Origin of the sequence: Paenarthrobacter nitroguajacolicus, assembly GCF_029952445.1 — a bacterium.
Lineage (GTDB): Bacteria > Actinomycetota > Actinomycetes > Actinomycetales > Micrococcaceae > Arthrobacter > Arthrobacter nitroguajacolicus_B.
Genome location: NZ_JAQPPK010000014.1, coordinates 31,692 through 53,750, shown reverse-complemented (window position 1 = coordinate 53,750; position 22,059 = coordinate 31,692). Strand labels below are relative to the sequence as shown.

Genomic DNA, 22,059 nt, shown 5'->3' with positions numbered 1-22,059 from the left:
CAGTGGCGGTCCGGCTTCGGCCTGCCGCCTGACGTAGCGGAGCAGCCTCCGCCGACCATCTGAATTTTGAAAGAGAGAGCATCTGGTATGCAGGTCCATAAGTACGACGTCGTCATTGTCGGTGCAGGTGGCGCCGGCATGCGCGCCGCGATCGAGTCCGGTCAGCGTGCACGCACAGCGGTACTGACCAAGCTCTACCCCACCCGCTCGCACACTGGTGCGGCCCAGGGTGGTATGTGCGCAGCACTGGCCAACGTCGAAGAAGACAACTGGGAATGGCACACCTTCGACACCATCAAGGGTGGCGACTACCTGGTTGACCAGGACGCGGCCGAGGTCATGGCGAAGGAAGCCATCGACGCCGTGCTGGACCTGGAAAAGATGGGTCTGCCGTTCAACCGCACCCCCGAGGGCCGGATCGACCAGCGCCGCTTCGGTGGCCACACCCGCGACCACGGCAAGGCTCCCGTCCGCCGCGCTTGCTATGCAGCAGACCGCACGGGCCACATGATCCTGCAGACCCTGTACCAAAACTGCGTCAAGCACAACGTTGAGTTCTACAACGAGTACTACGTCCTTGACCTGCTCATCGTTGAAGAAGACGCTGTACGCGAGGACGGCACGCCGTACAAGCAGAAGCGCGTCGCCGGCGTCGTCTCCTACGACCTCGCCTCCGGTGAACTGCACGTCTTCCAGGCAAAGTCCGTGGTCTTCGCCTCCGGTGGAGCCGGCAAGGTCTTCAAGACCACCTCCAACGCCCACACCCTCACGGGCGACGGCATGGGCATCGCGTTCCGCCGCGGTATCCCCCTGGAGGACATGGAGTTCTTCCAGTTCCACCCGACCGGCCTCGCCGGCCTGGGCATCCTCCTCACCGAGGGTGCGCGTGGTGAAGGTGCCATCCTGCGTAACTCCGAGGGTGAGCGCTTCATGGAGCGCTACGCCCCCACCATCAAGGACCTCGCGCCCCGTGACATCGTGGCCCGCGCCATGGCAAACGAAGTGCGTGAAGGCCGCGGTTGTGGCCCGAACAAGGACTACGTCCTCCTGGACCTCACCCACCTCGAGCCGGCACACATCGAGGCCAAGCTTCCGGACATCACCGAATTCGCCCGCACCTACCTGGGTGTGGAGCCGTTCACCGATCCCGTCCCCGTATTCCCCACGGCGCACTACGCCATGGGCGGCATCCCCACCAACATCACCACCGAAGTACTCCAGGACAACGACACGATCGTTCCTGGCCTGTACGCAGCCGGTGAAGTTGCCTGTGTCTCCGTGCACGGCTCCAACCGTCTTGGCACGAACTCGCTTCTGGACATCAACGTGTTCGGCAAGCGCGCAGGCATCGCCGCAGCGGAGTACTCCAAGACCGCCGACTACGTCGAGCTGCCCGAGGACCCCGAGGCAATGACCCGCGGCATCCTGAATGGCTTGCTCAACGGCAACGGCACCGAGCGTGTTGCGCAGATCCGCAAGGAACTGCAGGACACCATGGATGCCAACATGCAGGTGTTCCGTACCAAGGAATCCCTGGAGCAGGTCCTCCGCGACATCGCCTCCTTCGAAGAGCGGTACAAGAACGTCACCGTCCAGGACAAGGGCAAGCGCTTCAACCTGGACCTCCTGGAAGCGGTGGAGCTGGGCTTCCTGCTGGACATGGCCAAGGTCATGACCGTCGGTGCGCTGCACCGTGAAGAGTCCCGCGGTGGCCACTACCGCGAGGACTTCCCGGACCGCGACGACGAAAAGTTCATGAAGCACTCCATGGCTTACTTGGACAATTCCGTCACTGCCGCCTCCTCGGCGGAATCCGTTGCGGGCATCCGTCTGGAGACGAAGCCCGTGATCTTCACCCGTTACGAGCCGATGGAGCGTAAGTACTAATGACCACCGAAATGGCAGAGCCCGCCTCCAAGATCGAGCTTCCGGCCAGTGTTGCCGGCGACGGTGAAATTCCCACGTTCCACATCACGCTCCGCGTGCGCCGCTACGACCCCGAGATCTCAGAAGAAGCCCGCTGGGACGACTACAAGCTGACCATGTACGGCACGGACCGCGTGTTGGACGCCCTCCACAAGGTCAAGTGGGAGATCGACGGCAGCGTTTCGTTCCGCCGCTCCTGCGCCCACGGTGTGTGTGGTTCGGATGCCATGCGCATCAACGGCCGCAACCGCCTCGCCTGCAAGACCCTCCTGAAGGACCTGGACACGTCCAAGCCCATCACGGTCGAGCCGATCAAGGGCCTCCCCGTGGAGAAGGACCTGATCGTGGACATGGAACCGTTCTTCCAGTCCTTCCGCGAAGTCATGCCCTTCCTGATCAACAAGGGCCACGAGCCCACCAAGGAACGCCTGCAGTCCGTTGAGGACCGTGAGCGCTTTGACGACACCACCAAGTGCATCCTCTGCGCAGCGTGCACGTCGTCCTGCCCGGTCTTCTGGACCGACGGCCAGTACTTCGGCCCGGCAGCGATCGTCAATGCACACCGCTTCATCTTCGATTCCCGTGATGACGCCGGCGACATGCGCCTTGAGATCCTGAACGACAAGGAAGGCGTGTGGCGCTGCCGCACCACCTTCAACTGCTCGGAAGCATGCCCCCGTGGCATCCAGGTGACCAAGGCAATCGCCGAGGTCAAGCAAGCCATCCTGGCCCGCAAGATCTAGTCTGACGTTCTCCAAAGAACAGCACGACGACGGCGCCGCTCACCACTGCAGGTGAGGGGCGCCGTCGTCGTTAATCAACTGCCGTAACCGCACACCGCAACGCAAGGAGACCAGCGTGTCACGCTCTGAGAAGATCAGCTTCACGGGAAGCACCGGCGATACGCTGGCCGGAATCGTGGATGTTCCCGAGGGACCAGTGCGCGGTTGGGGGCTGTACTCGCATGGCCTCACCCTGGGCAAGGACAGCCCTGCGGCGTCGCGTATCTGCAAGGGCCTGGCCGAGCAGGGGGTCGGCATGCTCCGGTTCGACAACCTGGGCCTCGGCGGTTCCGCAGGCGAATGGTCGGCTGGATCGTTCAGCGTCAAGGTGGCCGACACGATCCTGGCGGCAGACTTCATGCGGCTCACAGGCCGGGAGATTTCGTTGCTGGTGGGCCATTCATTCGGCGGTGCGGCTGTGCTCGCCGCCGCCCGCGACATTCCCGGGCTCAATGCAGTGGTGACTGTTGCCGCGCCTTACGAACCAAAGCACGTGGAGCACATGTTCGACGCCGAAATTGACTCCATCCTTCGCGACGGAAGCGCCGTAGTTGACCTGGGTGGCCGCCCGATGGAGATTCGCAGGCACTTCGTGGAGGACGTGGAAAGCGCCGACCTGCGTGATTGCATCCGGACACTCCACAAGCCCCTGATGGTGATGCACTCCCCCACCGACAACACCGTGGGGATCGACAACGCGAGCGAAATCTTCCGCACAGCCCGCCACCCCCGGAGCTTCATCTCCCTCGAGGGCAGCGAGCACCTGCTCACGGGGAAGGGCCAGGCGGCACGGGTTGCCCGGATCATCGGTGCCTGGGCCGACCCGTACCTGGAGATCCGCGACTCTGCCTGACGCCCATGTAGGTGACAGCAAACGTTCAACTGACGCCTCAGTGGAACGTTTGCTGTTACTTAGTTGGGTGCTTATTTGCCGATGGCTGCTTTGCTCTCGCTGATCCATTGCTCGGCGGCTTTCTCGGGTGTCAGGCGCTTGAAGAGCACCTCCGTGTTGATGCGGGCCGTGATTTCCGAAACAGCCGTGGAACCCGTGGGGCCGATAAACGTGGGCGCGAAGTCCATCTTGCCGACCTGGTCGATGTAGGAGGCCTCAACCTTGCCCTGCGGGGTGAGAAGGTCCTGGATGGCCGTGCGCATACCCGAGTTGCTGGGCACCCCGCGGTCGCTCTGGATGATCTTGGCTGCGGCTTCATTGTTGACCAGGAAGCTCACGAGTTTTGCGGCGGCGTCCGTGTGCTTGCTGCGGGCTGAGATGGTGTAGAACTGCGAGGACTGGAGCCAGATGCCGGGAGTAGGGGTCTCGCCGGGGAGCTTGAACAGCTTCAGGTCCGCGCCCGATGCCTTGCTCAACGCAGAAAGCGAGTTGCTCCACGTGAGCATCATGCCCGCCTGTCCCATGCCCATGAGCGTCTGCTCGGTGCTGACATTGAGCTTTTCCACTGTCTCCGAGGCACTGGGGGCTGCACCGGATTCGCTGAGTTTGAGCGAGTAGTCGAAGTAGGCCTGCACAGTGTCCTTGTCCAGTCCCAACTGGCCATCCTGTGTGTACAGGGACTTGCCGCGTTGGCGGGCGAAGGCATCAAGTGAGTCGTGCGTCAGGACCGTTGCCGTGCCGTAGGTTCCCTTGGGGCTCTTGGCCGTGACATCGGCGGCCACCTTGGCGAAGTCATCCCAGGACCATTTGCTGTCATCGGGTAGCTCGACACCGGCCGCCTGGAAGACGGCCGGGTTCACCACCACCGCCAGCGCATTGGCCCCTGTGGAGACGCCGTATTGTTTGCCCTGGATCTGGCCGTTTTCCAAGGCGCCCTGATCCATCTTTGACAGGTCCAGTGAACCCTGCACCTTCGACAGATCCAGGAGTGCTCCCCGGTTGGCGTATTCCGCAGGGTAGGCGCCACCCATGGTGATCACATCGGGGGCATCGTTGGCTGCAACCTGGGTGGCCAGTTTGTCGAAGTAGCCGCTGATATCGCCGTACTCGGGCTTGACCTTGATGTTGGGGTTGGCGGCCTCGAATTCTGCGATGGCCTTGTTGGTCAACTCGGCACGGGAAGCGTTGCCCCACCAGGAAAAGCGGATTTCCACGGGTCCGTCCTCGGGCTGGTTCGACGACGGGCTGGAGCAGGCGGCGGTCAGGCCCACCAGGCCGACTGCAGTGAAGAATGCGAGTGATTTGCGAATGTGTCGGAGAGATTTACGCGTCATTGGGTAAGCTTCTTTCAGCCTCGAGAAAACGGTTCCTGAAACGTATCAAGACCGTGTATATTCGTCAATAGTTTTGAGCATGAACTATTCATCCCCCAGAGGAGTTCGCCGTGCCACAACGCCCTAACCAAGTCGGGATTGGCCAGATCCAGATCCGGGATCCCTACGTCCTGACGCTGCCCGGGTCGCAGGAGTATTTGCTGTTCGGCAGCACTGACAAGAACATCTGGTCCGGACCGGCCACAGGCTTCGACTGCTACCGAAGCCGCGACCTCGTGGAGTGGGAGGGCCCTTACCCTGCGTTCCGTCCCGCCCCGGATTTTTGGAGCAAGGAACAGTACTGGGCGCCCGAGGTTCATGAGTACCAAGGTCAGTTTTTCATGTTCGCCACGTTCACCGCCCCGGGCCATTCCCGCGGGACGCAAATCCTCTCCGCACCAGATCCGCAAGGCCCTTACGAACCCTGGAGCGATGGCCCCGTCACCCCTGCGGATTGGGAGTGCCTTGATGGAACCCTCCACGTTGATGAGTCCGGCGTGCCGTGGATGGTGTTCTGCCACGAATGGAAACAGGTCAGCGACGGCGCGATAATGGCCCAACGTTTGAGTCCGGATCTCCGTGGTTCGGACGGAGAGCCGGTAGTGCTGTTCAACGCCTCCGAGGCACCGTGGTCGCGCGCACTGGAACGGGCATCGACGGCGGCATCGACACAGGCCGCTCCGGTTTACGTCACGGACGGCCCTTTCCTCCACCGGCTCTCCAGCGGCGGCCTGATCATGCTGTGGTCCAGCTTTGGCAGCGACGGCTACGCCATGGGAATCGCGCGCAGTGAATCCGGAACGGTCCTTGGCCCCTGGACCCAGGAAGTGGAACCACTGTGGAGCACGGACGGTGGACACGGCATGATCGGCCGGAAACTCGACGGCAGCCTCTTCCTGACCCTGCACCAGCCCAACAAGAGCCCCCACGAGCGGGCCGCGTTCCATCCGCTGCACGAGCTGGAAGACACAGTGGTGCTGGAGCCCGCAGGTACTGGGCACTCCCCCGCCACCATCGATCGCAAAGCCCTGGTCCGGCGCCACAGTGTCAGCCAGCGTGAGCTCGATCCCCGGAGCCCTGTCTCTGTGGGCAACGGCGAGTTTGCCTTCACCATGGATCTCACCGGCTTCCAGACGCTGCCTGAGGCCTACCCCGTCGCTTCCCGGGGTGACCTGGCGCCGGGCACGCTCCTGGGTACGCAATCGCAGTGGGGTTGGCACACCATACCGTCCGCGGAGTCGTACGACCTCGCCGGATCCACTGTCCTCTACGACTCGCCGCGCGGCCCCGTCCCCTACGTGGACATGGTGGGCGACATCGTCAACGATCGCGAGACCAACACCTCCGCCGCCGAAGAGTGGTTACGCGCCAACTCGCATCGGCTGGACCTGGGGCGCATCGGCCTGCGTTGGTTGGAGGACGGTGTGGAGCGCCGGGTCAGGCCGGAAGAGATCACCGATGCCGTGCAGACGCTGGACCTGTGGACAGGGGTGGTAACCAGCCGCTTCTCCCTGGGCGGGCACCTCGTCAAAGTCACGACGGCGTGCCACCCGGATCGTGACGAGCTCGGCTTCCGTGTGGAGTCGGCTGCGCTCGGGGCCGGGTTGGTGGTGGGACTTGCCTTTCCTTACGGATCGGAGGCCTGGCATGACGCGGCGGATTGGACCAGGCCGGGCGAACACCGCACAACCCTCACCGAATCCCTGCCTTTGGCCGGCGATGACGATGCCACGATGTGGACGGCCACCCGTGAACTGGATAATTCCCGTTACCGGGTCATCATCACTGGCCGGCACCTCGGAGTCGAACAACCTCAGGAACATGGCCTCCGCGTGCGTCCCGCGGGCCAAACGAACAACGGCATCCTGGACTTCGCCATCTCCTTCGTTTCTTCCGGCGACGGCGACTGCCTCCCACGGGGTGGGCACGTCACACGAGGTAGGCACCGCGCCGGTGACAGGGCGCCGGAACCGGCCGGCCACGCCAAGACGAGTGCCGGCGTCGTGCTTTCGCCTGGCAGCGGTGTTGCCGCGGCTTCGGCTGGTCATTGGCCGCAGTTCTGGTCCTCGGGTGGGGCGATAGAGCTCCATGCCACGGAAGATCCTCGGGCCAAGGAGCTGGAGCGCCGGATTGTCCTGTCCCAGTACCTGACGGCGGTCAACTGCTCGGGTTCACTGCCGCCGCAGGAGACGGGCCTCGTGTGTAATTCCTGGCGCGGCCGCTTTCATTTGGAGATGCACTGGTGGCATGCGGCGCATTTCGCGCAGTGGAACCGGATGGAGCTGCTGCTGCCGTCCCTGCGGTGGTACTCGACGGTGCTTGAGACCTCGCGGCAAACCGCGAAAGCGCAGGGTTTCGACGGCGTCCGCTGGCCCAAGCAGGTAGGTCCGGAGGGGCGGGAGAGTCCAAGTCCGATCGGGACGTTCCTGATCTGGCAGCAGCCGCACCCGATCTACCTGGCCGAGCTCGTGTATCGGGCCAACCCCAGCCGGGATGTGCTGGAAGAGTTCGCGGAGGTCGTGTTCGAATCGGCGGCTTTCATGGCAAGCTTTGCGCATCCGACGTCGCGGGGATTCGAGTTGGGCCCACCCTTGATTCCGGCGCAGGAGAGCTACGGTGCCATCAGGGCCTCGGTCACCAACCCCACCTTCGAGCTGGCCTACTGGCAATGGGGTCTGCAAACGGCCGCCGCCTGGCGCGACCGGCTCGGACTGGAGCCTGTGGAGGAATGGTCGGCCGTGTCACGGGGCATGGTGGCGCCCAGGGTGGTGAACGGCGTGTACGCAGCCATCGACGTCGAACCCTTCACCATCCGCACCGACCACCCATCGATGCTGTGCGCACTGGGTGTCCTCCCACAGACCGAACTGATCGATCCCGCCATCATGAGGGCTACTTTGAACGACGTCCTGGCCGACTGGGACTGGGCCAGCACTTGGGGGTGGGACTATCCCGTAATGGCCATGACCGCCGCGCGCTTGGGCGACCCCGAGGCCGCCGTCGACGCCCTGCTGTTGAGTGCGGGAAAGAATACCGTGCTTCCAAACGGCCACAATCGCCAGACTGATTCCTTGCCGCTGTACTTGCCGGGCAACGGTGGTCTCCTGTCCGCGGTCGCGTTGATGGCCGCCGGCTGGGACAACGGACCCGAGCGGCACACCCCGGGATTTCCTGAGGATTGGACGGTGGCGTGGGAAGGACTGGTGCAGTCGCCCTAGCTTCAGGGCAACGCGGGGTCACTTATGGCCCATAATCCGCCTCCGGATGGGCCATAAGTGACCCCGCGTTGCTTCTCAACCGCGGCGTGGGCCTACTGCCGCACCAACAAGAGCGCCCAAGCCCACGCCGAGGAGAATCCCCAGGAAGGGTGAATTGAAGATCAGTTGACCCACGATCAGGCCCACGGCAGCCCCCAGCAAGCAGGCTATCCACAGTTGGTTGTTCATGCCGCCTCCACCGGGTCCGTCAGGTGCGCGGCGCTACGCGGCGCGAACCGAGGACCCTCTTCCGCGGAGTCTCCCCCGACTCGGTATCGGCCTCGCGGATGGCTGACCACGACGCCGAAACAAGGTACACCTGGCTCACCAGGTTGAACCAGATCAGCAGGCCGATGATGATGGCAAACGAAGCCAGGACAGGATTGTTTCCGGACCGGGCCAGGAGTTCGGTGCTGAAGAACTGCAGGACCGTGGTGCCAACGCCTGCCAGTACTACCCCTTCAAGGAACGCCTGCCGGGTCAACGTGAGGCCACCGGCCACGCGGAACAGGACGGCCGCCGTCGCGCAGTTCAGCAGGAGCGGAACCACGATCTTGACGACCGCCGCGATGGGTGCGGCGATGGTTTCGTCGAGCTTCAGGACCCCGAAGAACCAATCCGCGGCGGTTCCAAAAACCAGGGAAGCACCGGCGCTGACCACCAGGATGACGCCCAGGAGCAGCAGGGTGCCGGCATCGATGAGCTTTTGCAGGATGGCGTTGCGCACCAAGGGACCGGCGTTCATCACCCCGCGCAAGCCTTCCCTGACGCTCGCGATCCAGCCGAGGGAAGTGAAGATCGTGACAGCCGCTGCGATCACCGCAGTCCAGCCCAGGCCGGAAGGGTTGAGCAGCGACTGCGGATCAACAAGGCCCTCTCCACCGTTCACCTGCAGCAGGCCGGGAGCTGCGGCCGCGACGCTCTTGATGACCGCGTCCTCCAGCACCGGATTGCCACCCAACACGATGCCTGCAACTGCGAAGCCCGTGGTGAGCAAGCCGGTCACGGAGAAGAACATGTTGAAGCCGATGCCCGCACTCAACAGGGGTCCGTGCTGGCGGGAGTAGTGCTGGAAGGAACGCATGGCGCGGTTGGTGTTGAGCCGCGCCATGAACAGCGCGAAAAAGGCACCTGCCTTCTTCAGCAGAGGTTCCCCGGCGCGTTTGGAGTGGCCCCAGTCCTGCCGCTTGCGGAGCAGCTCAAGCTTGAGTTTTGCCAGCTCAGTTGGCAGCGGAGGAGCGTCCGCCTCCGTGGCCTGAATCCGCCTGCTGTTCTTCGTCAGTATCGCCGCCAAAGTCGAGCTCTTCCCGTAGCTGCCAAATTCCATTGGTGTCGTGCTCGTAAAGTCCCATGCTAACCACAGGGAAGGTGGCCCGGTAATCTCTGAGGACCGTTTCGGCCTCGTCAAGATTTTCCTGGGCGACGTCGTGCGCCACGGTGACGTGCGGATGGTAAGGGAAAGGAAGCATTCGCTCGAGGGGACCCGTCTGGAGTTTCTCGTGCAATTGCACGCATTCCTCAAAGCCCTCTTCGACGTTCACGAACACTACCGGCGAGACAGGCCGGAAAGAGCCGGTGCCGGAGATCGTGATGTGGAACGGTTCCTGGGTACGGGCGACCTCCCTGACGTGCTCACGGGTAGCGTCCCAGTCCTGGGTGGGCGTTGTGGTGATCAGCGTGATGTGGGCGGGAATAACCTCGGCCATGGGATCGCCGAAGGAAGCCCGCCATTCCTGGAGTTCACGGGCTATTTCCGGCGGGAAGCCAAGGATCACGCCTACGCACATGGCGTCACCGGCGCCGCAGTCAGCGCCGGTGACAGCCGGCTGGCGAGAGTCGTCCGGACCCACACCGCTGCGGGTGTCGGTCTTGACGTTGAGCTGGCCAGCAGAGCACATGGAGTTAGCGGACTCCCTGCTCGCCGTGGTTGGCGTCCCCGCGGTACGGCAGGAAGCCAACCTTGGAGTAGACGTCAGCGAGGGTAGCCGAGGCAATTTCCCGCGCCTTGTGGGCACCATGCGCCAGGAGCCGGTCCAGTTCCGCGGGGTCGGACAGGAGCTCGTTGGCGCGTTCGCGGATGGGTGCCAGGTGCCCGGAGACAAGCTCGGCGAGGTCGACCTTGAGGTGGCCGTACATCTTGCCCTCGTAGTCAGACACGATCTTCTCCACCGGTGTGCCGCTGATGGCTGAGTAGATGGTCAGCAGGTTCGAAACACCCGGCTTGTTCTCGCGGTCGTAGCGGATCTCGGTCTCGGTATCCGTGACGGCAGACTTGATGCGCTTGGCAACGGTCTTGGGGTCATCGAGCAAGTTGATGAGGCCGGCTGGTGATTCCGCGGACTTGGACATCTTGGCGGTGGGGTTCTGGAGGTCGTAGATCTTGGCCGATTCCTTCTGGATGAAGGCCTCGGGAACCTGGAAGGTCTCCCCGAACCGGCTGTTGAACCGGTTTGCCAGGTCACGGCTGAGTTCCACGTGCTGGCGCTGGTCTTCGCCGACCGGAACGCCGTGCGGCTGGTAGAGCAGGATGTCCGCAGCCTGCAGGATGGGGTAGGTGAAGAGGCCAACACTGGCGTGGTCGGAGCCCTGCTTCTGTGCCTTGTCCTTGAACTGGGTCATCCGGGCGGCTTCACCCATGCCGGTGATGCAGTTCAGGACCCACGCCAACTGGGCGTGTTCAGGGACCTGGGACTGGACGAACAACGTGCACTTGTCCACGTCCACACCGCCGGCAATGTATTGGGCAGCAGTGACGCGGGTGCGACGTGCGAGTTCGGCGGGATCCTGCGGCACCGTGATGGCGTGCAGGTCCGGGATGAAGAAGACGGCGTCGTACTCGTCCTGCATGCGGACCCAGTTGACCAGGGCACCGAGATAGTTGCCCAGATGCAGGGAATCGGCCGAGGGCTGCATTCCGGAGAGGACCCTGTGCTTGGCACCGACAGCCAGTTTGGTGGACGTGATGGTTTCCGGTGCGGCTGCCGTACCGGTTTCAGTCGTGGTGGAACTTGTCATGGAGGAATACCTTAGGGAGCTTAGAGCCGGTAGTCGACTACCAGCGGTGCGTGGTCGGAGAAGCGGGTGTCCCACGAAGGCGCCCGGTCCACGACAGCCGAGAAAGCAGCTGCGGCAAGATCCGGGGTGGCCAGGTGGTAGTCGATGCGCCAGCCAGTGTCAGTGTCAAAGGCCTTACCGCGCTGGGACCACCAGGTGTAGGGGCCGGCGACATTTCCTGCCAGGCCCCTGTGGACATCCCTCCATCCGATTTCTTCGCCGAGGAAGCGGTCAAAGTAGGCCCGCTCCTCCGGGAGGAAGCCGGCACGCTTGACGTTGCCCTTCCAGTTCTTGATATCGAGTTCTGTGTGTCCCACGTTGAGGTCGCCAACAACCAGGGCGTGGTCGCTGTGCTTGGCCAGTTCCGGGAGCCTGGTGATCATGGCATCGAGGAAGCGGTACTTGTCATCCTGCTTTGGGGTTCCTGCTTCTCCGGAGTGCACGTAGGCGCTGACAACCGAAAGCGTGGTGGATTCGCCTGCCGCGTTCTTGACGTTGAAGTCGGCTTCGACCCAGCGCCCCGAAGTATCGAAGTAGGAATCGCCGATGCCTACACGGGTGGCGGCAGGTTCTTCACGGGAAGCAATCGCGACGCCGGCACGGCCCTTGGCTTCAGCCTCGGTGTGGAGGATGTGCCAGCCTTCGCCGATCAGCTTCCTGACGATGTCGTCAGGAGCGCGGACTTCCTGGAGGCAGAGAATGTCGACCTCGCGCGGCTCCAGCCATTCCGCCATGCCGTTCTTGTAGGCAGCCCTCAGGCCGTTGACGTTGACCGATGCGATGCGAAGGAAGTCCTTCTTCAATGCCGTACTCACCCGCTCTACTCTAGTCGATGATGGTGCCGGCAACGGGCTCGTCCGAGCCGCCGGAGGACTTGATCATATCCCTGGCGTTGGTGGCCGTAATGGCGATGGTTTCCAAGGCGCGGTTGATGGTGTCCTGGTTGGCGGCGTCGCCCTTTGCGCGTTCCTCATCCACCACCCGGACCTGCACCTGGACAATCTTGAAGGAGTGGTCCAACTTGAGGTCGCGGACCTCGTCGGCTTGGTTCCGTTCGGCAACCACGCGGGTGCCACCGTGGTCGGCAACGTTCGACGACGGCGCGCGGCCGGCTGCGGCGTTGAAGGCATTTTGCGCTTCGGTCAGCTTTGCGCCGGCTCGCTGGGCGGCCCGCCGGATGCTCAGGACAACGAACGTTGCAAGGGCCAGCCAACCGAACGCCACGACAGCGACTACCCAACCAACAACATCGTTCTGGTTGGCCGCGAAGATGACGGCCACCAGGAAGGCGATGATAACGACGGTCATCCCCAGGCCACCAATGCGGAAGCCCTTGAACATGCCTTTGCTGGCGGGAGACGTGGACGGGTGCGGGTCACCGAGAGATTGCATGACCCCATTCTCTCAAACGCCGAAAGGTGCCCGGGACGCTTCCACGGACGGCGAACACAGGATGTCTTGTACAGCTAATGCTCCCAGGAGGCCCTCATCAGCGCGTTAGCTGCACAAAAACTCCATCATTTGAGGAACAATCGGCGCAGCCTTCCCGTGGTGAGCATGATTCCCAGCGCGATCATCACCAGGTAATAGCCCACGTGGATGGCGGTCGCAGGAGTAAAGACGCCCACGCTGATTTGCCGGAGGAGCTCCACGCCGTGCCAGAGCGGCATGGCCTGGATGAACCACTGGATCGGCTGCGGGTACACGCTGAGCGGATAGAAAGTGGCGCTGAACAGGAACATGGGGAGCAGGAAGAAGTTGATCCAGTCCATCTGCTGGAACGTCTTCATGAAGCTGGTGATGCCCATCCCAAAGCTGGCGAATCCAAAGGCGATCAACACGGAGGCCGGAATGACCAGGATGGCCCACCAACTGGTGATCAGGCCCATGGCACCCATCACCGCGGTAAACCCGGTGGCATACAGAAGTCCCCGTAATAACGCCAGGAAGATCTCCCCGATGGCCACATCCAACGGACCAAGCGAGGTATAGAGCATCCCCTGGTACAACTTGGCGAAGTTCATCTTGAAGAAGACATTCCAGGTGGAGTCGTAGATTGCCCCGTTCATGGCGGACACTGCGAGGAGCGCCGGGGCAATGTAGGCGGCGTAGTTGATTTCCGCACCGCCCGGGCCTTGGACCGTCCCCACGATCGATCCCATGCCTACGCCCATGGCCAAGAGGAAGAGCACCGGCTCGAAGAACCCGGATACCAGCACCAACCAGGTGCTCGATTTCGCTGCCATGAGGCCACGACCCACCACAGCCCTGGCGTTGCGGGAGTACAAGGAGCCGAACTTCCGTTCGCGGGCAAGATCCGTGGCGCTGTGGCCACCGGTCAGGACGCTCATGAGCCCATCCTCTTCACGAATTGGCGGCGGACCAGCACCCAGCCCACAACGGCCGCAGCCACCAGGAACAACCCGTGGGTGATGGTCAGCAACGGGTCCTCGTCCATTCCATATGTGAAGACCCTCCCAAGCTCGGTTCCGTGCCAGACCGGCGAGATCCAGCCGATCCAGCGCACCGCAAGGGGCAGGGTATCCAGCGGGAAGAACGTTCCGGAGAACAGGAACAACGGCATCACGATGAAGCGTTGGACCAAGGCGAACTGGCCTTTGTCCTGGGTGATGCTGGCCGCGTACGCCATGAGCGGCAGGCCAAACGAGAGCGCGGCAACTGTGGCCACCAGCGCGGAGACCCAGCCCCACGGGCCCGGCGATGCACCGAACATGGCTACCACCGCGAAGTAGATCACCGATTGCAGGAGGAAGCGGACGGTGCTGGCCATGACATGTCCGCTGGCGATCTGTTGCGGTGTCAGCGGCGAGGCATGCGGCCCGTAAAACACGCGGCGCCATTTGAAGCCGTCGGTGACGGGGTACGAGAACTCGCCGGACGCCGTCATCACCGCAGCGGATACCAGCAACGCCGGCGCCACGAACTCCAAATAGCTCACTCCGCCAAAGGCCGCCACACTGTTGGCGTCCACCAAACTGGCCAAGCCGACGCCCATCGCGAACAGGTACGCCACGGGCTGCCCCACGCTGTAGAGGAACACGGACCAGCCGTAGTTGCGCATGACGCGGAGAACCTGCTCCGCGTAGAAGAAGGAGCCCCAACGCCGCGCTTTGGCGGCCGAGACGGCAGGTGGGTGGGCCCGCAACGGCTGCTCCGCCGTCGTGAGTAGCTTGTCAGTGCCGCCAGTCAACGGTCCCCTAGTCAACGAGACTCCTGCCCGTCAGCCGAAGGAACACGTCCTCCAGCGATGAGCGGCGCACCAGGGACGTCATGGGCCGCAGCCCGCGTGCCGTCACCTGCTCCAGGGCGGCCTCGCCGTCGTGCGCGTAGATGAGCACGCGGTCCGGCAGCGTCTCCAGCCGCTCGCCGATACCAACAAGCTCGACGCCGATGGTCGCGTTCCGCTCGGAACCGAACCTGAGCTCGAGTACTTCGCGCGAGGAGTGCTCGCGGATAAGGCTGGCTGGTGAGCCCTCGGCCATGATCCGGCCCTTGTCCACCACGATCAGGCGATCGCAGAGTTGCTCAGCCTCATCCATGTAATGGGTGGTGAGGATGAGCGTCACGCCGTTTTCCTTCAGCCTGAACAGCCGGTCCCAGAGGATGTGCCGCGCCTGCGGGTCCAGCCCGGTGGTGGGCTCGTCCAGGAGCAGGATCCGCGGTTCGTTGATCAGCGATCGGGCAATGGTGAGGCGCCGCTTCATGCCGCCGGACAATGCGTCCACCTTCGAGTTGGCCTTGTCCGTGAGCTGCGCGAATTCCAGGAGTTCATCGGCTTTCGGGCGCAGATAGCTCAGCGGCAGGCCGAAGTAGCGCCCATAGACGATCAGGTTTTCGCGGACCTTGAGCTCTTCGTCGAGGTTGTCCTGTTGCGGGACCACGCCAAGGTGGGCGCGGACCTCGGGGCCGTGGGATTCGGGGTCCAGGCCCATGATGCTCAGCGAGCCGGAGGTCCGCTGGGAGACGCCACCGATCATTTTCATGGTGGTGGACTTGCCCGCACCGTTGGGGCCCAGCAGTCCGAAGGACTCCCCTGCCGGCACGTCGAAGGAGATGTTGTCCACGGCGGTGAGGTCCCCGTAGGCCTTGGTGAGGTTGCGTGCGCTGATGACGGTGGGTGGGTTCATGTCGAAGCTGGTTTGCGACGATCCTGGGGAGGTTTCAGAGCGGATTGCTTCATTGTGCACCCTCAGCAGACTAATAGCCCCTGGGAAGATGTGAAAGATCTATTCCGCAAATTCCTTGAATATAACCCTCCCTGAGGCCGGCACGGGACCCCTAGGACGAGGGCTGCGAGCGCAGGACCTCCAGGCGCTGCCGGAACTCGGTCTCGTCAATCTCGCCGCGCGCATACCGTTCGCGGAGCACGCCTTCGGCGCCCTGCGTCGCAGCCCACTGGTGGTTCCGGCGCCAGGTTCTGCGGGCCGTGAAGATGATCAGGCCGATCACGAGGATCCAGAACAACGGGAACAACAGGAAGAATGGCCAGGCAACGCCGTCTCCCCACGGAGCATGGGCGACGACGGCGGCCGGCACCTGCGCCAGCGAGCCTGGCAGCGTGGTGGTTTCGCCAACGATTGACGTCAATGCTGTGAACATGTCAGTGATCCAAACTCTCTCCGCCGGTTCGGGCGGGAACCGTCTTTCGGCTCTGGTTCAAGTCTGTTCAGAAGCGGCGGGCGGGGCGTCCGACGTCGGGAGTCACCTTGGGGTGGCCGCCTACTCCGCGGGGAGTCGGTCAGCTGCTCCAGCCGGGTTTCACCAGTCCGGATTCGTAGGCCAGGACCACCAGTTGGGAGCGGTCCCGGACCATCAGCTTGGTCATGATGCGGGACACGTGGGTTTTGGCTGTCAGGGGCGTGATGAAAAGCCGTTCTGCGATCTCGGCGTTGTTCAAGCCCTCACCGACCAGCGCCAGGACTTCGCGCTCACGCTCTGTCACCTGATCGAGCGGGACCACTTTGCCTGCCGCGCGGCTCTGGGATGCCAATTGGGCCATGATCCGCCGGGTTACGGAGGGGGAAAGCAGCGCGTCTCCATCGTGGACCACCCTGACGGCGCGGATGAGTTCAGTGGGTTCTGTGTCCTTGACCAGGAAACCCGCTGCGCCGGCGCGGACGGCTTCGGCAATGTACTCGTCCAGCTCGAAGGTGGTGAGGATGATGACCCGCGTTCCGGCCAGGGCCGGGTCGCTGAGGATCTTTCGGGTGGCGGTCAGTCCGTCTTCGTCCGGCATGCGGATGTCCATGAGGATGACGTCCGGCTTTTCGCGCGTGGCCAGGCGCACGGCGTCCCGGCCCGTGCCGGCCTCCCCCACCACTTCCATGTCCGGTTCGGCGTCCAGGAGCGCCCGGAAACCTGCCCGGATCAGGGTTTGGTCGTCGGCCAGGAGGATGCGGATCATGGGAGGTTTCCTTCTTGGGGTGCGGGCAAGGTTGCTTGGACCCTCAGCCCGGGATGCAGCTCGCCGAGGGTGAGCGTCCCGCCCAAGGCGGCCGCCCTCTCCCGCATCCCCGTGAGGCCGTTGCCCGGGAGCGCCCCACCCATGCCGCCGCCGTCGTCCTCAACGGTCACCGTCAGTGACTCGGCGGTTTGGGCAATGCGCACGACGGCGGATCGGGCACCTGAGTGCCGTCCGACGTTGGTGAGGGCCTCTTGGATGATCCGGTAGGCGGCTTCCTGCTGGGCGGATCCGACGAGCTGATGGTTGGCGTTGTCCGTCAGGGTCACCTGGAGGCCTCCGACCTCCGCGTTCTTTACCAGCTCGGGGATTCGGACGAGCGTGGGCCGCGCGGCAGGGGCCAGCGGGATGTCCTCGCGCAGCACGCCCAGGAGTTGCCGGACCTCGGTGAGCGATTCCTTGCTGGCAGCCTTGATGGCCTCCAAGGCGGGCCTGAGTTTCGCCGGATCATCGGCGCCAACATGCAGGGCCACCGACGCCTGCACGTTGATCATGGACAAGGAGTGCGCCACGACGTCGTGGATGTCCCTGGCCAGCGTGAGCCGGTACTCGTCGCGCTCGGCTTTCTCGGCAGACTCGCGTCGGCGCCGGTACTCGGCGAACCGTTCGCTCCGGCGTCGGATCCCCTGCCCGATCAACACCAGGATCGCAGCCCAGGCCACCCCGGCGGAGGCACGCACCGGCCAATTGTCGTCGCCTGCCAGGGCTGCCGCAGCAATAACAGCCGCAGCGGCCACCCCGGCACCGGCCCAGGCCTGCCAGCGAAGGCCCGCTGCCGCCGTCATGATGACGGCCAGGGCCAAGGACAAGACGATGGGCCCCCAGGGGTAACCCAAGGCCAGGTAGGCGCCAGTGGCAACAAGCGCGATCGGCAGCATCAGCTGCGGGGCGCGCTTGCGGAAGGCCAGCCCGGCGGGGCCGGCCAGGAGCAACAGGATCGCAAGCACGTCCAGGGGCCGGGGTGCATCCTGGCGGCCTGCGGAAAACAACGTACCCACAATCTGGATGACGGCCACCGTGATGACGATGAAGCTGGTGGGCGGGCCGGCAAAACGGCGTGGACCCGGGTATCGCGAAGGCCCCGGACGCCGCGTTGGCCCAAGGGAACGGGGCTGCATACACAGAGCCTAGCGGTGGTTGCCGTGTGGCGTCGTCGGGTTAACGGAGCAGGGCGCCTACTCCGTGGGGAGTAGGCGCCCTGCTGTGTTGCGGGAGACCTAGGCGATACCGGCCTGGCGCTCGGCGCTCTCCACGACGTTGGCGAGCAGCATGGCGCGGGTCATCGGGCCAACGCCGCCCGGGTTCGGGGACAGCCAGGCGGCGACGTCGGCAGCTGCCGGGTCCACGTCTCCGGTGACAACAGCCTTGCCGTCGCCGTCGTCCACGCGGCTGACGCCGACGTCGAGCACGATCGCACCCGGCTTGAGGTCCTCAGCCTTGATCATGTGCGGCACGCCTGCAGCAGCAATCACGACGTCGGCCTGCCGGAGTTCGGCGGGCAGGTCCACGGTTCCGGTGTGGGCCAGGATCACCGTGGCGTTGACTTCCTTGCGGGTCAGCAGCAGGCCAATCGGGCGGCCGATGGTGACGCCGCGGCCAACCACCAGGACGCGCTTGCCCTTGAGCTCGATGTTGTGGCGGCGAAGCAGCTCCACGCAGCCCTTGGGAGTGCAGGGCAGCGGGGACTTCATTTCGCCGTTGACATTGGCCACCAGGCGGCCAAGGTTCATGGGGTGCAGGCCATCGGCGTCCTTGTCGGGGTCCATGGCTTCGAGGATGACGTCCTGGTCGATGTGCTTGGGCAGCGGCAGTTGGACGATGTAACCGGTGCACTCCGGATTCTCGTTGAGTTCCTGGACAACTTTCAGGAGCTCTTCCTGGGAGATGTCCTCCGGAAGGTCGCGGCGGATGGACTGGATGCCAACCTCGGCGCAGTCCTTGTGCTTGCCGCCGACGTACCAGGTGCTGCCGGGGTCGGATCCCACCAGGATGGTGCCCAGGCCCGGGACGATTCCCTTGCCGGCCAGGACGGAAACGCGAGTGGTCAGTTCTGCCTTGATGGCTGCGGCGGTGGCCTTGCCGTCAAGGATCTGTGCGGTGGACTGTGTCATTCCATCTGCTCTTTCTGGTGGGTGACCTGTTGGCTCATGCCAACGGGACCCGCCGCCGTATGTGTGGCGGCGGATCCCGTTAGCTCCGGGTCAGTGCCCGGGTAATGCGTGTTCAGCCCTGGGAAGGCTGTTTACCACTGCTCGTGCTGCGGGTACAGCGGGAAGTCAGCGGCAAGCTTGTCGACGCGGGCCTGGAGGGACTCGACGTCCGCAGCCGAGCCGGCCTTCAGTGCGGTGGCGATGATCTCGGCAACCTCGGTGAACTCTGTGGCGCCGAATCCGCGGGTAGCCAGTGCCGGTGTACCGATGCGGAGGCCGGAGGTGACCATCGGCGGGCGGGGGTCGAACGGAACAGCGTTGCGGTTCACGGTGATGCCCACGGAGTGCAGGAGGTCTTCGGCCTGCTGGCCGTCCAGCTGCGAGTTGCGCAGGTCAACGAGGACCAGGTGGACATCGGTGCCGCCGGTGAGGACCGAGACGCCGGCTTCGGCGACGTCGGACTGGTTCAGGCGGTCGGCGATGATCTTGGCGCCTTCGAGGACGCGCTCCTGGCGCTCCTTGAACTCTTCGCTGCCGGCGATCTTGAAGGCAACAGCCTTGGCCGCGATAACGTGCATCAGCGGACCGCCCTGCTGGCCCGGGAAGACGTTGGAGTTGATCTTCTTGCCATACTGCTCCTTGGCCAGGATCACGCCGGAACGCGGACCCGCGAGGGTCTTGTGCACGGTGGAGGTGACGACGTCGGAGTACGGCACCGGGCTCGGGTGCAGGCCTGCTGCAACCAGTCCGGCGAAGTGCGCCATGTCCGTCCAGAGGAGCGCGCCAACTTCATCGGCGATGGAGCGGAAGGCAGCGAAGTCGAGGTGGCGGGGGTACGCGGACCAGCCGGCGATGATGACCTGGGGCTTTTCGGCGATGGCCTGCTCGCGGAGCTTGTCCATGTCGATGCGGAAGTTGTCTTCTTCAACCTGGTAGGCAGCAACGTTGTACAGCTTGCCGGAGAAGTTGAGCTTCATACCGTGGGTGAGGTGGCCACCGTGGGCCAGGGAAAGACCAAGGATCTTGTCACCCGGGGTGATCATGGCCGAGAGTGCTGCGGCGTTGGCCTGGGCACCGGAGTGCGGCTGGACGTTGGCGTACTCGGCGCCGAAGAGCTCCTTGACGCGGTCGATGGCAAGCTGCTCAGCGACGTCGACGTATTCACAACCGCCGTAGTAGCGCTTGCCCGGGTAACCTTCGGCGTACTTGTTGGTCAGGACGGAGCCTTGGGCTTCCATCACGGCGCGGGGGGCGAAGTTTTCGGAGGCAATCATTTCCAGGGTGCCGCGCTGGCGGCCAAGCTCCTGGTTGAGGACTGCTGCGATCTCGGGATCGAGATCGGCGAGCGACTGGTTGCTAACAGACGCTGAAGTAGTGGTGTTAGTCACGGAGATCTCCTGGCTAGGCAACGGGTGGTGCTACAGGTCAGGCTACCGGCAGCAGCATTCCCGCGTCCCCTTGATGACGGGAGGCATCGGTCACGTGCGTGCGACGGTAAGACATGACCCTCGGCCCAGGCGTACGATCCGTGGTCTTCATGATTGCCGCTCCCTGGTGGTAGTCCACCCAACGCCAGTTGCGACCCGTTAACAGTACAACAAGGCTGCACCGGTAGGCTTATCCGTGTGACTGAATCCACCGCTTTTGTTGTGACCCTCTCCTGCCCCGACCGTCCCGGCATCGTCCACGCTGTTGCCGGCGCCCTTCTTGGTGCGGGGTGCAACATCGCCGATTCGCAACAGTACGGAAGCCCCACCACAGGCAACTTCTTCATGCGCGTGGAGGCAACGACGTCGAGCACCCAGGCGGAACTCGCAGCGGCCCTGCAGCCTGTCGCCGAAACCTTCGGCATGACTTGGCAGATCAACCCCGTGGGCCAAAAGGTGCGCACCCTCATCCTGTGTTCCAAGGACGCGCACTGCCTCAACGACTTGTTGTTCCAGCAGCGCACCGGAACCCTGCCCATCGAGGTTCCGGCCATCGTGTCCAACCACCGCGACCTTGAGTCCTTGGCGGAGTTCTACGGCATCCCGTTCCACCACATCCCCGTCACCGCAGATACCAAGCCGCAGGCCGAAGCGACGCTGTTGAAGCTGATCGCCGAGCACGATGTTGAGCTCACCGTCCTGGCAAGGTACATGCAGGTCCTTTCCAACGATCTCTGCACGGAATTGAACGGCCGGGCCATCAACATCCACCACTCGTTCCTCCCCTCGTTCAAGGGAGCCAAGCCGTACCACCAGGCCCACGCGCGCGGCGTGAAGATCATCGGCGCAACAGCCCACTATGTGACCGCCGACCTGGATGAGGGTCCGATCATCGAGCAGGAAGTGATCCGGGTGGACCACGCCCGCACCGCCGCCCAGTTCGTCCAGATGGGCCGCGACGTCGAGGGACGCACGTTGGCCCAGGCTGTCCAGTGGCACGCCGAACACCGCGTGCTCCTGGACGGCACCCGGACCGTGGTGTTCAACTAGCCCCTTCACCCAACTAGGTGACAGTAAACGTTCCACTGACCCTTCATAGCGACGTTTGCTGCTACTTAGTTGGGAATAAGCTGGGGCACATGGCACCTTCTTACACCTTCGCCGGGGACACCCCGGACATCCATGAAACGGCTTTTGTGGCACCCACGGCGTCGATCATCGGCAAGGCGACACTGGCGGAAGATTCCAGCGCTTTCTACGGCGTCTCTGTACGTGCGGACACTGCAGCGATCAAAGTCGGCGCTGGATCCAACCTCCAGGACAACGTGGTCCTGCACGCGGACCCCGGATTTCCCTGCACCGTCGGCGAGCGCGTCTCGGTAGGGCACAGTGCTGTGGTCCATGGCTGCACTGTTGAGGACGACTGCCTTATCGGCATGAGCGCCACCATCCTCAACGGCGCAGTGATCGGCACCGGTTCCCTGATTGCCGCGGGTGCCGTGGTGTTGGAAGGCACGGTCATTCCCCCGCGATCCCTCGTAGCCGGTGTTCCGGCGAAGGTCCGCCGCGAATTGACGGACGAGGAATTCGAGGGCGTCAAGCACAACGCGTCCCACTACAAGGAACTGGCTGCGGCTCACCGGGAGATGCACGCGGCTTAAACGGATGCGAGGCCCGCTCTGCACGCCATCCTGGGGATATGACGTGCAGAGCGGG

At 63.8% G+C, this 22,059-nt stretch carries 21 protein-coding genes, 1 pseudogene and 1 riboswitch; of the genes and pseudogenes, 7 read left to right on the top strand and 15 right to left on the bottom strand.

What is annotated here, in order from left to right; genetic code table 11:
* Positions 1 to 87 precede the first annotated feature (87 nt).
* The 3 genes from sdhA to PJL15_RS11980 all read left to right on the top strand — a co-directional run bounded on the left by sdhA (position 88) and on the right by PJL15_RS11980 (position 3,561).
* A complete protein-coding gene (gene sdhA / locus PJL15_RS11990) occupies positions 88 to 1,887 on the top strand; it encodes a succinate dehydrogenase flavoprotein subunit (RefSeq protein ID WP_281451371.1) in 1,800 nt (599 codons plus the stop codon).
* On the top strand, positions 1,887 to 2,669 hold the full coding sequence (locus tag PJL15_RS11985; protein ID WP_018777252.1) for a succinate dehydrogenase iron-sulfur subunit: 783 nt from the start codon (positions 1,887 to 1,889) through the stop codon (positions 2,667 to 2,669). Before sdhA ends, PJL15_RS11985 begins: the two co-directional genes overlap by 1 nt.
* A 115-nt stretch (positions 2,670 to 2,784) precedes the next feature.
* Positions 2,785 to 3,561, top strand: coding sequence for an alpha/beta hydrolase (locus tag PJL15_RS11980; protein ID WP_281451370.1), 777 nt, complete (start codon positions 2,785 to 2,787; stop codon positions 3,559 to 3,561).
* Between the two features lie 71 nt (positions 3,562 to 3,632).
* Here PJL15_RS11980 and PJL15_RS11975 read toward each other — a convergent pair whose 3' ends face one another.
* Entirely contained in the window at positions 3,633 to 4,934 is a 1,302-nt protein-coding gene (locus PJL15_RS11975) for an ABC transporter substrate-binding protein (RefSeq protein ID WP_281451369.1), read from the bottom strand.
* Between the two features lie 110 nt (positions 4,935 to 5,044).
* Between PJL15_RS11975 and PJL15_RS22715 the strand changes: the two are divergent.
* Together PJL15_RS22715 and PJL15_RS11970 are read left to right on the top strand one after the other, a co-directional pair.
* Positions 5,045 to 5,881, top strand: a pseudogene (locus PJL15_RS22715) (glycoside hydrolase family 43 protein); the annotation flags it as partial.
* A gap of 51 nt (positions 5,882 to 5,932) precedes the next feature.
* Positions 5,933 to 8,191 carry a hypothetical protein gene (locus PJL15_RS11970; protein ID WP_432443818.1) on the top strand — a complete coding sequence of 753 codons (2,259 nt, stop codon included), beginning with the start codon at positions 5,933 to 5,935 and terminating at the stop codon, positions 8,189 to 8,191.
* 75 nt (positions 8,192 to 8,266) lie between these two features.
* Here the strand turns inward: PJL15_RS11970 and PJL15_RS11965 are convergent, their stop codons facing one another.
* The 14 genes from PJL15_RS11965 to glyA form a co-directional block, all read right to left on the bottom strand.
* Positions 8,267 to 8,419: a hypothetical protein gene (locus PJL15_RS11965; RefSeq protein WP_281451367.1), complete on the bottom strand. Its 153-nt coding sequence runs from the start codon at positions 8,417 to 8,419 to the stop codon at positions 8,267 to 8,269.
* 19 nt (positions 8,420 to 8,438) lie between these two features.
* Positions 8,439 to 9,524, bottom strand: coding sequence for a YihY/virulence factor BrkB family protein (locus tag PJL15_RS11960; RefSeq protein WP_281451442.1), 1,086 nt, complete (start codon positions 9,522 to 9,524; stop codon positions 8,439 to 8,441).
* On the bottom strand, positions 9,451 to 10,128 hold the full coding sequence (locus PJL15_RS11955; RefSeq protein ID WP_281451366.1) for a 2'-5' RNA ligase family protein: 678 nt from the start codon (positions 10,126 to 10,128) through the stop codon (positions 9,451 to 9,453). The genes PJL15_RS11960 and PJL15_RS11955 overlap by 74 nt, the downstream gene beginning before the upstream one ends.
* 4 nt (positions 10,129 to 10,132) lie before the next feature.
* The gene (gene trpS / locus PJL15_RS11950; RefSeq protein WP_281451365.1) at positions 10,133 to 11,245 is read right to left on the bottom strand and encodes a tryptophan--tRNA ligase; all 1,113 of its coding nucleotides are present in this window, start codon (positions 11,243 to 11,245) and stop codon (positions 10,133 to 10,135) included.
* Between the two features lie 20 nt (positions 11,246 to 11,265).
* A complete protein-coding gene (locus tag PJL15_RS11945) occupies positions 11,266 to 12,099 on the bottom strand; it encodes an exodeoxyribonuclease III (RefSeq protein ID WP_281451364.1) in 834 nt (277 codons plus the stop codon).
* Between the two features lie 10 nt (positions 12,100 to 12,109).
* A complete protein-coding gene (locus tag PJL15_RS11940; protein ID WP_281451363.1) occupies positions 12,110 to 12,676 on the bottom strand; it encodes a hypothetical protein in 567 nt (188 codons plus the stop codon).
* 125 nt (positions 12,677 to 12,801) lie between these two features.
* Positions 12,802 to 13,635, bottom strand: coding sequence for an ABC transporter permease (locus PJL15_RS11935; protein ID WP_281451362.1), 834 nt, complete (start codon positions 13,633 to 13,635; stop codon positions 12,802 to 12,804).
* Complete coding sequence (locus PJL15_RS11930) at positions 13,632 to 14,450, bottom strand: ABC transporter permease (RefSeq protein WP_348651488.1); 819 nt, start codon at positions 14,448 to 14,450, stop codon at positions 13,632 to 13,634. Before PJL15_RS11930 ends, PJL15_RS11935 begins: the two co-directional genes overlap by 4 nt.
* 52 nt (positions 14,451 to 14,502) lie before the next feature.
* Positions 14,503 to 15,432 carry an ABC transporter ATP-binding protein gene (locus tag PJL15_RS11925; protein ID WP_281451441.1) on the bottom strand — a complete coding sequence of 310 codons (930 nt, stop codon included), beginning with the start codon at positions 15,430 to 15,432 and terminating at the stop codon, positions 14,503 to 14,505.
* A 151-nt stretch (positions 15,433 to 15,583) separates the two neighbouring features.
* Positions 15,584 to 15,904 carry an SHOCT domain-containing protein gene (locus tag PJL15_RS11920; protein WP_281451360.1) on the bottom strand — a complete coding sequence of 107 codons (321 nt, stop codon included), beginning with the start codon at positions 15,902 to 15,904 and terminating at the stop codon, positions 15,584 to 15,586.
* Between the two features lie 139 nt (positions 15,905 to 16,043).
* On the bottom strand, positions 16,044 to 16,709 hold the full coding sequence (locus PJL15_RS11915; protein WP_281451359.1) for a response regulator transcription factor: 666 nt from the start codon (positions 16,707 to 16,709) through the stop codon (positions 16,044 to 16,046).
* Positions 16,706 to 17,884 carry a sensor histidine kinase gene (locus PJL15_RS11910; RefSeq protein ID WP_281451358.1) on the bottom strand — a complete coding sequence of 393 codons (1,179 nt, stop codon included), beginning with the start codon at positions 17,882 to 17,884 and terminating at the stop codon, positions 16,706 to 16,708. Before PJL15_RS11910 ends, PJL15_RS11915 begins: the two co-directional genes overlap by 4 nt.
* 99 nt (positions 17,885 to 17,983) lie before the next feature.
* On the bottom strand, positions 17,984 to 18,877 hold the full coding sequence (locus PJL15_RS11905; protein WP_281451357.1) for a bifunctional methylenetetrahydrofolate dehydrogenase/methenyltetrahydrofolate cyclohydrolase: 894 nt from the start codon (positions 18,875 to 18,877) through the stop codon (positions 17,984 to 17,986).
* Positions 18,878 to 19,008: 131 nt separating this feature from the next.
* Entirely contained in the window at positions 19,009 to 20,304 is a 1,296-nt protein-coding gene (gene glyA, locus PJL15_RS11900; RefSeq protein ID WP_281451356.1) for a serine hydroxymethyltransferase, read from the bottom strand.
* 116 nt (positions 20,305 to 20,420) lie between these two features.
* Positions 20,421 to 20,506, bottom strand: a riboswitch (ZMP/ZTP riboswitch).
* A gap of 35 nt (positions 20,507 to 20,541) precedes the next feature.
* Here glyA and purU point away from each other — a divergent pair.
* Positions 20,542 to 21,393, top strand: coding sequence for a formyltetrahydrofolate deformylase (gene purU / locus PJL15_RS11895; protein ID WP_281451355.1), 852 nt, complete (start codon positions 20,542 to 20,544; stop codon positions 21,391 to 21,393).
* Positions 21,394 to 21,482: 89 nt separating this feature from the next.
* Complete coding sequence (locus PJL15_RS11890) at positions 21,483 to 22,004, top strand: gamma carbonic anhydrase family protein (protein ID WP_281451354.1); 522 nt, start codon at positions 21,483 to 21,485, stop codon at positions 22,002 to 22,004.
* Positions 22,005 to 22,059: the final 55 nt, after the last annotated feature.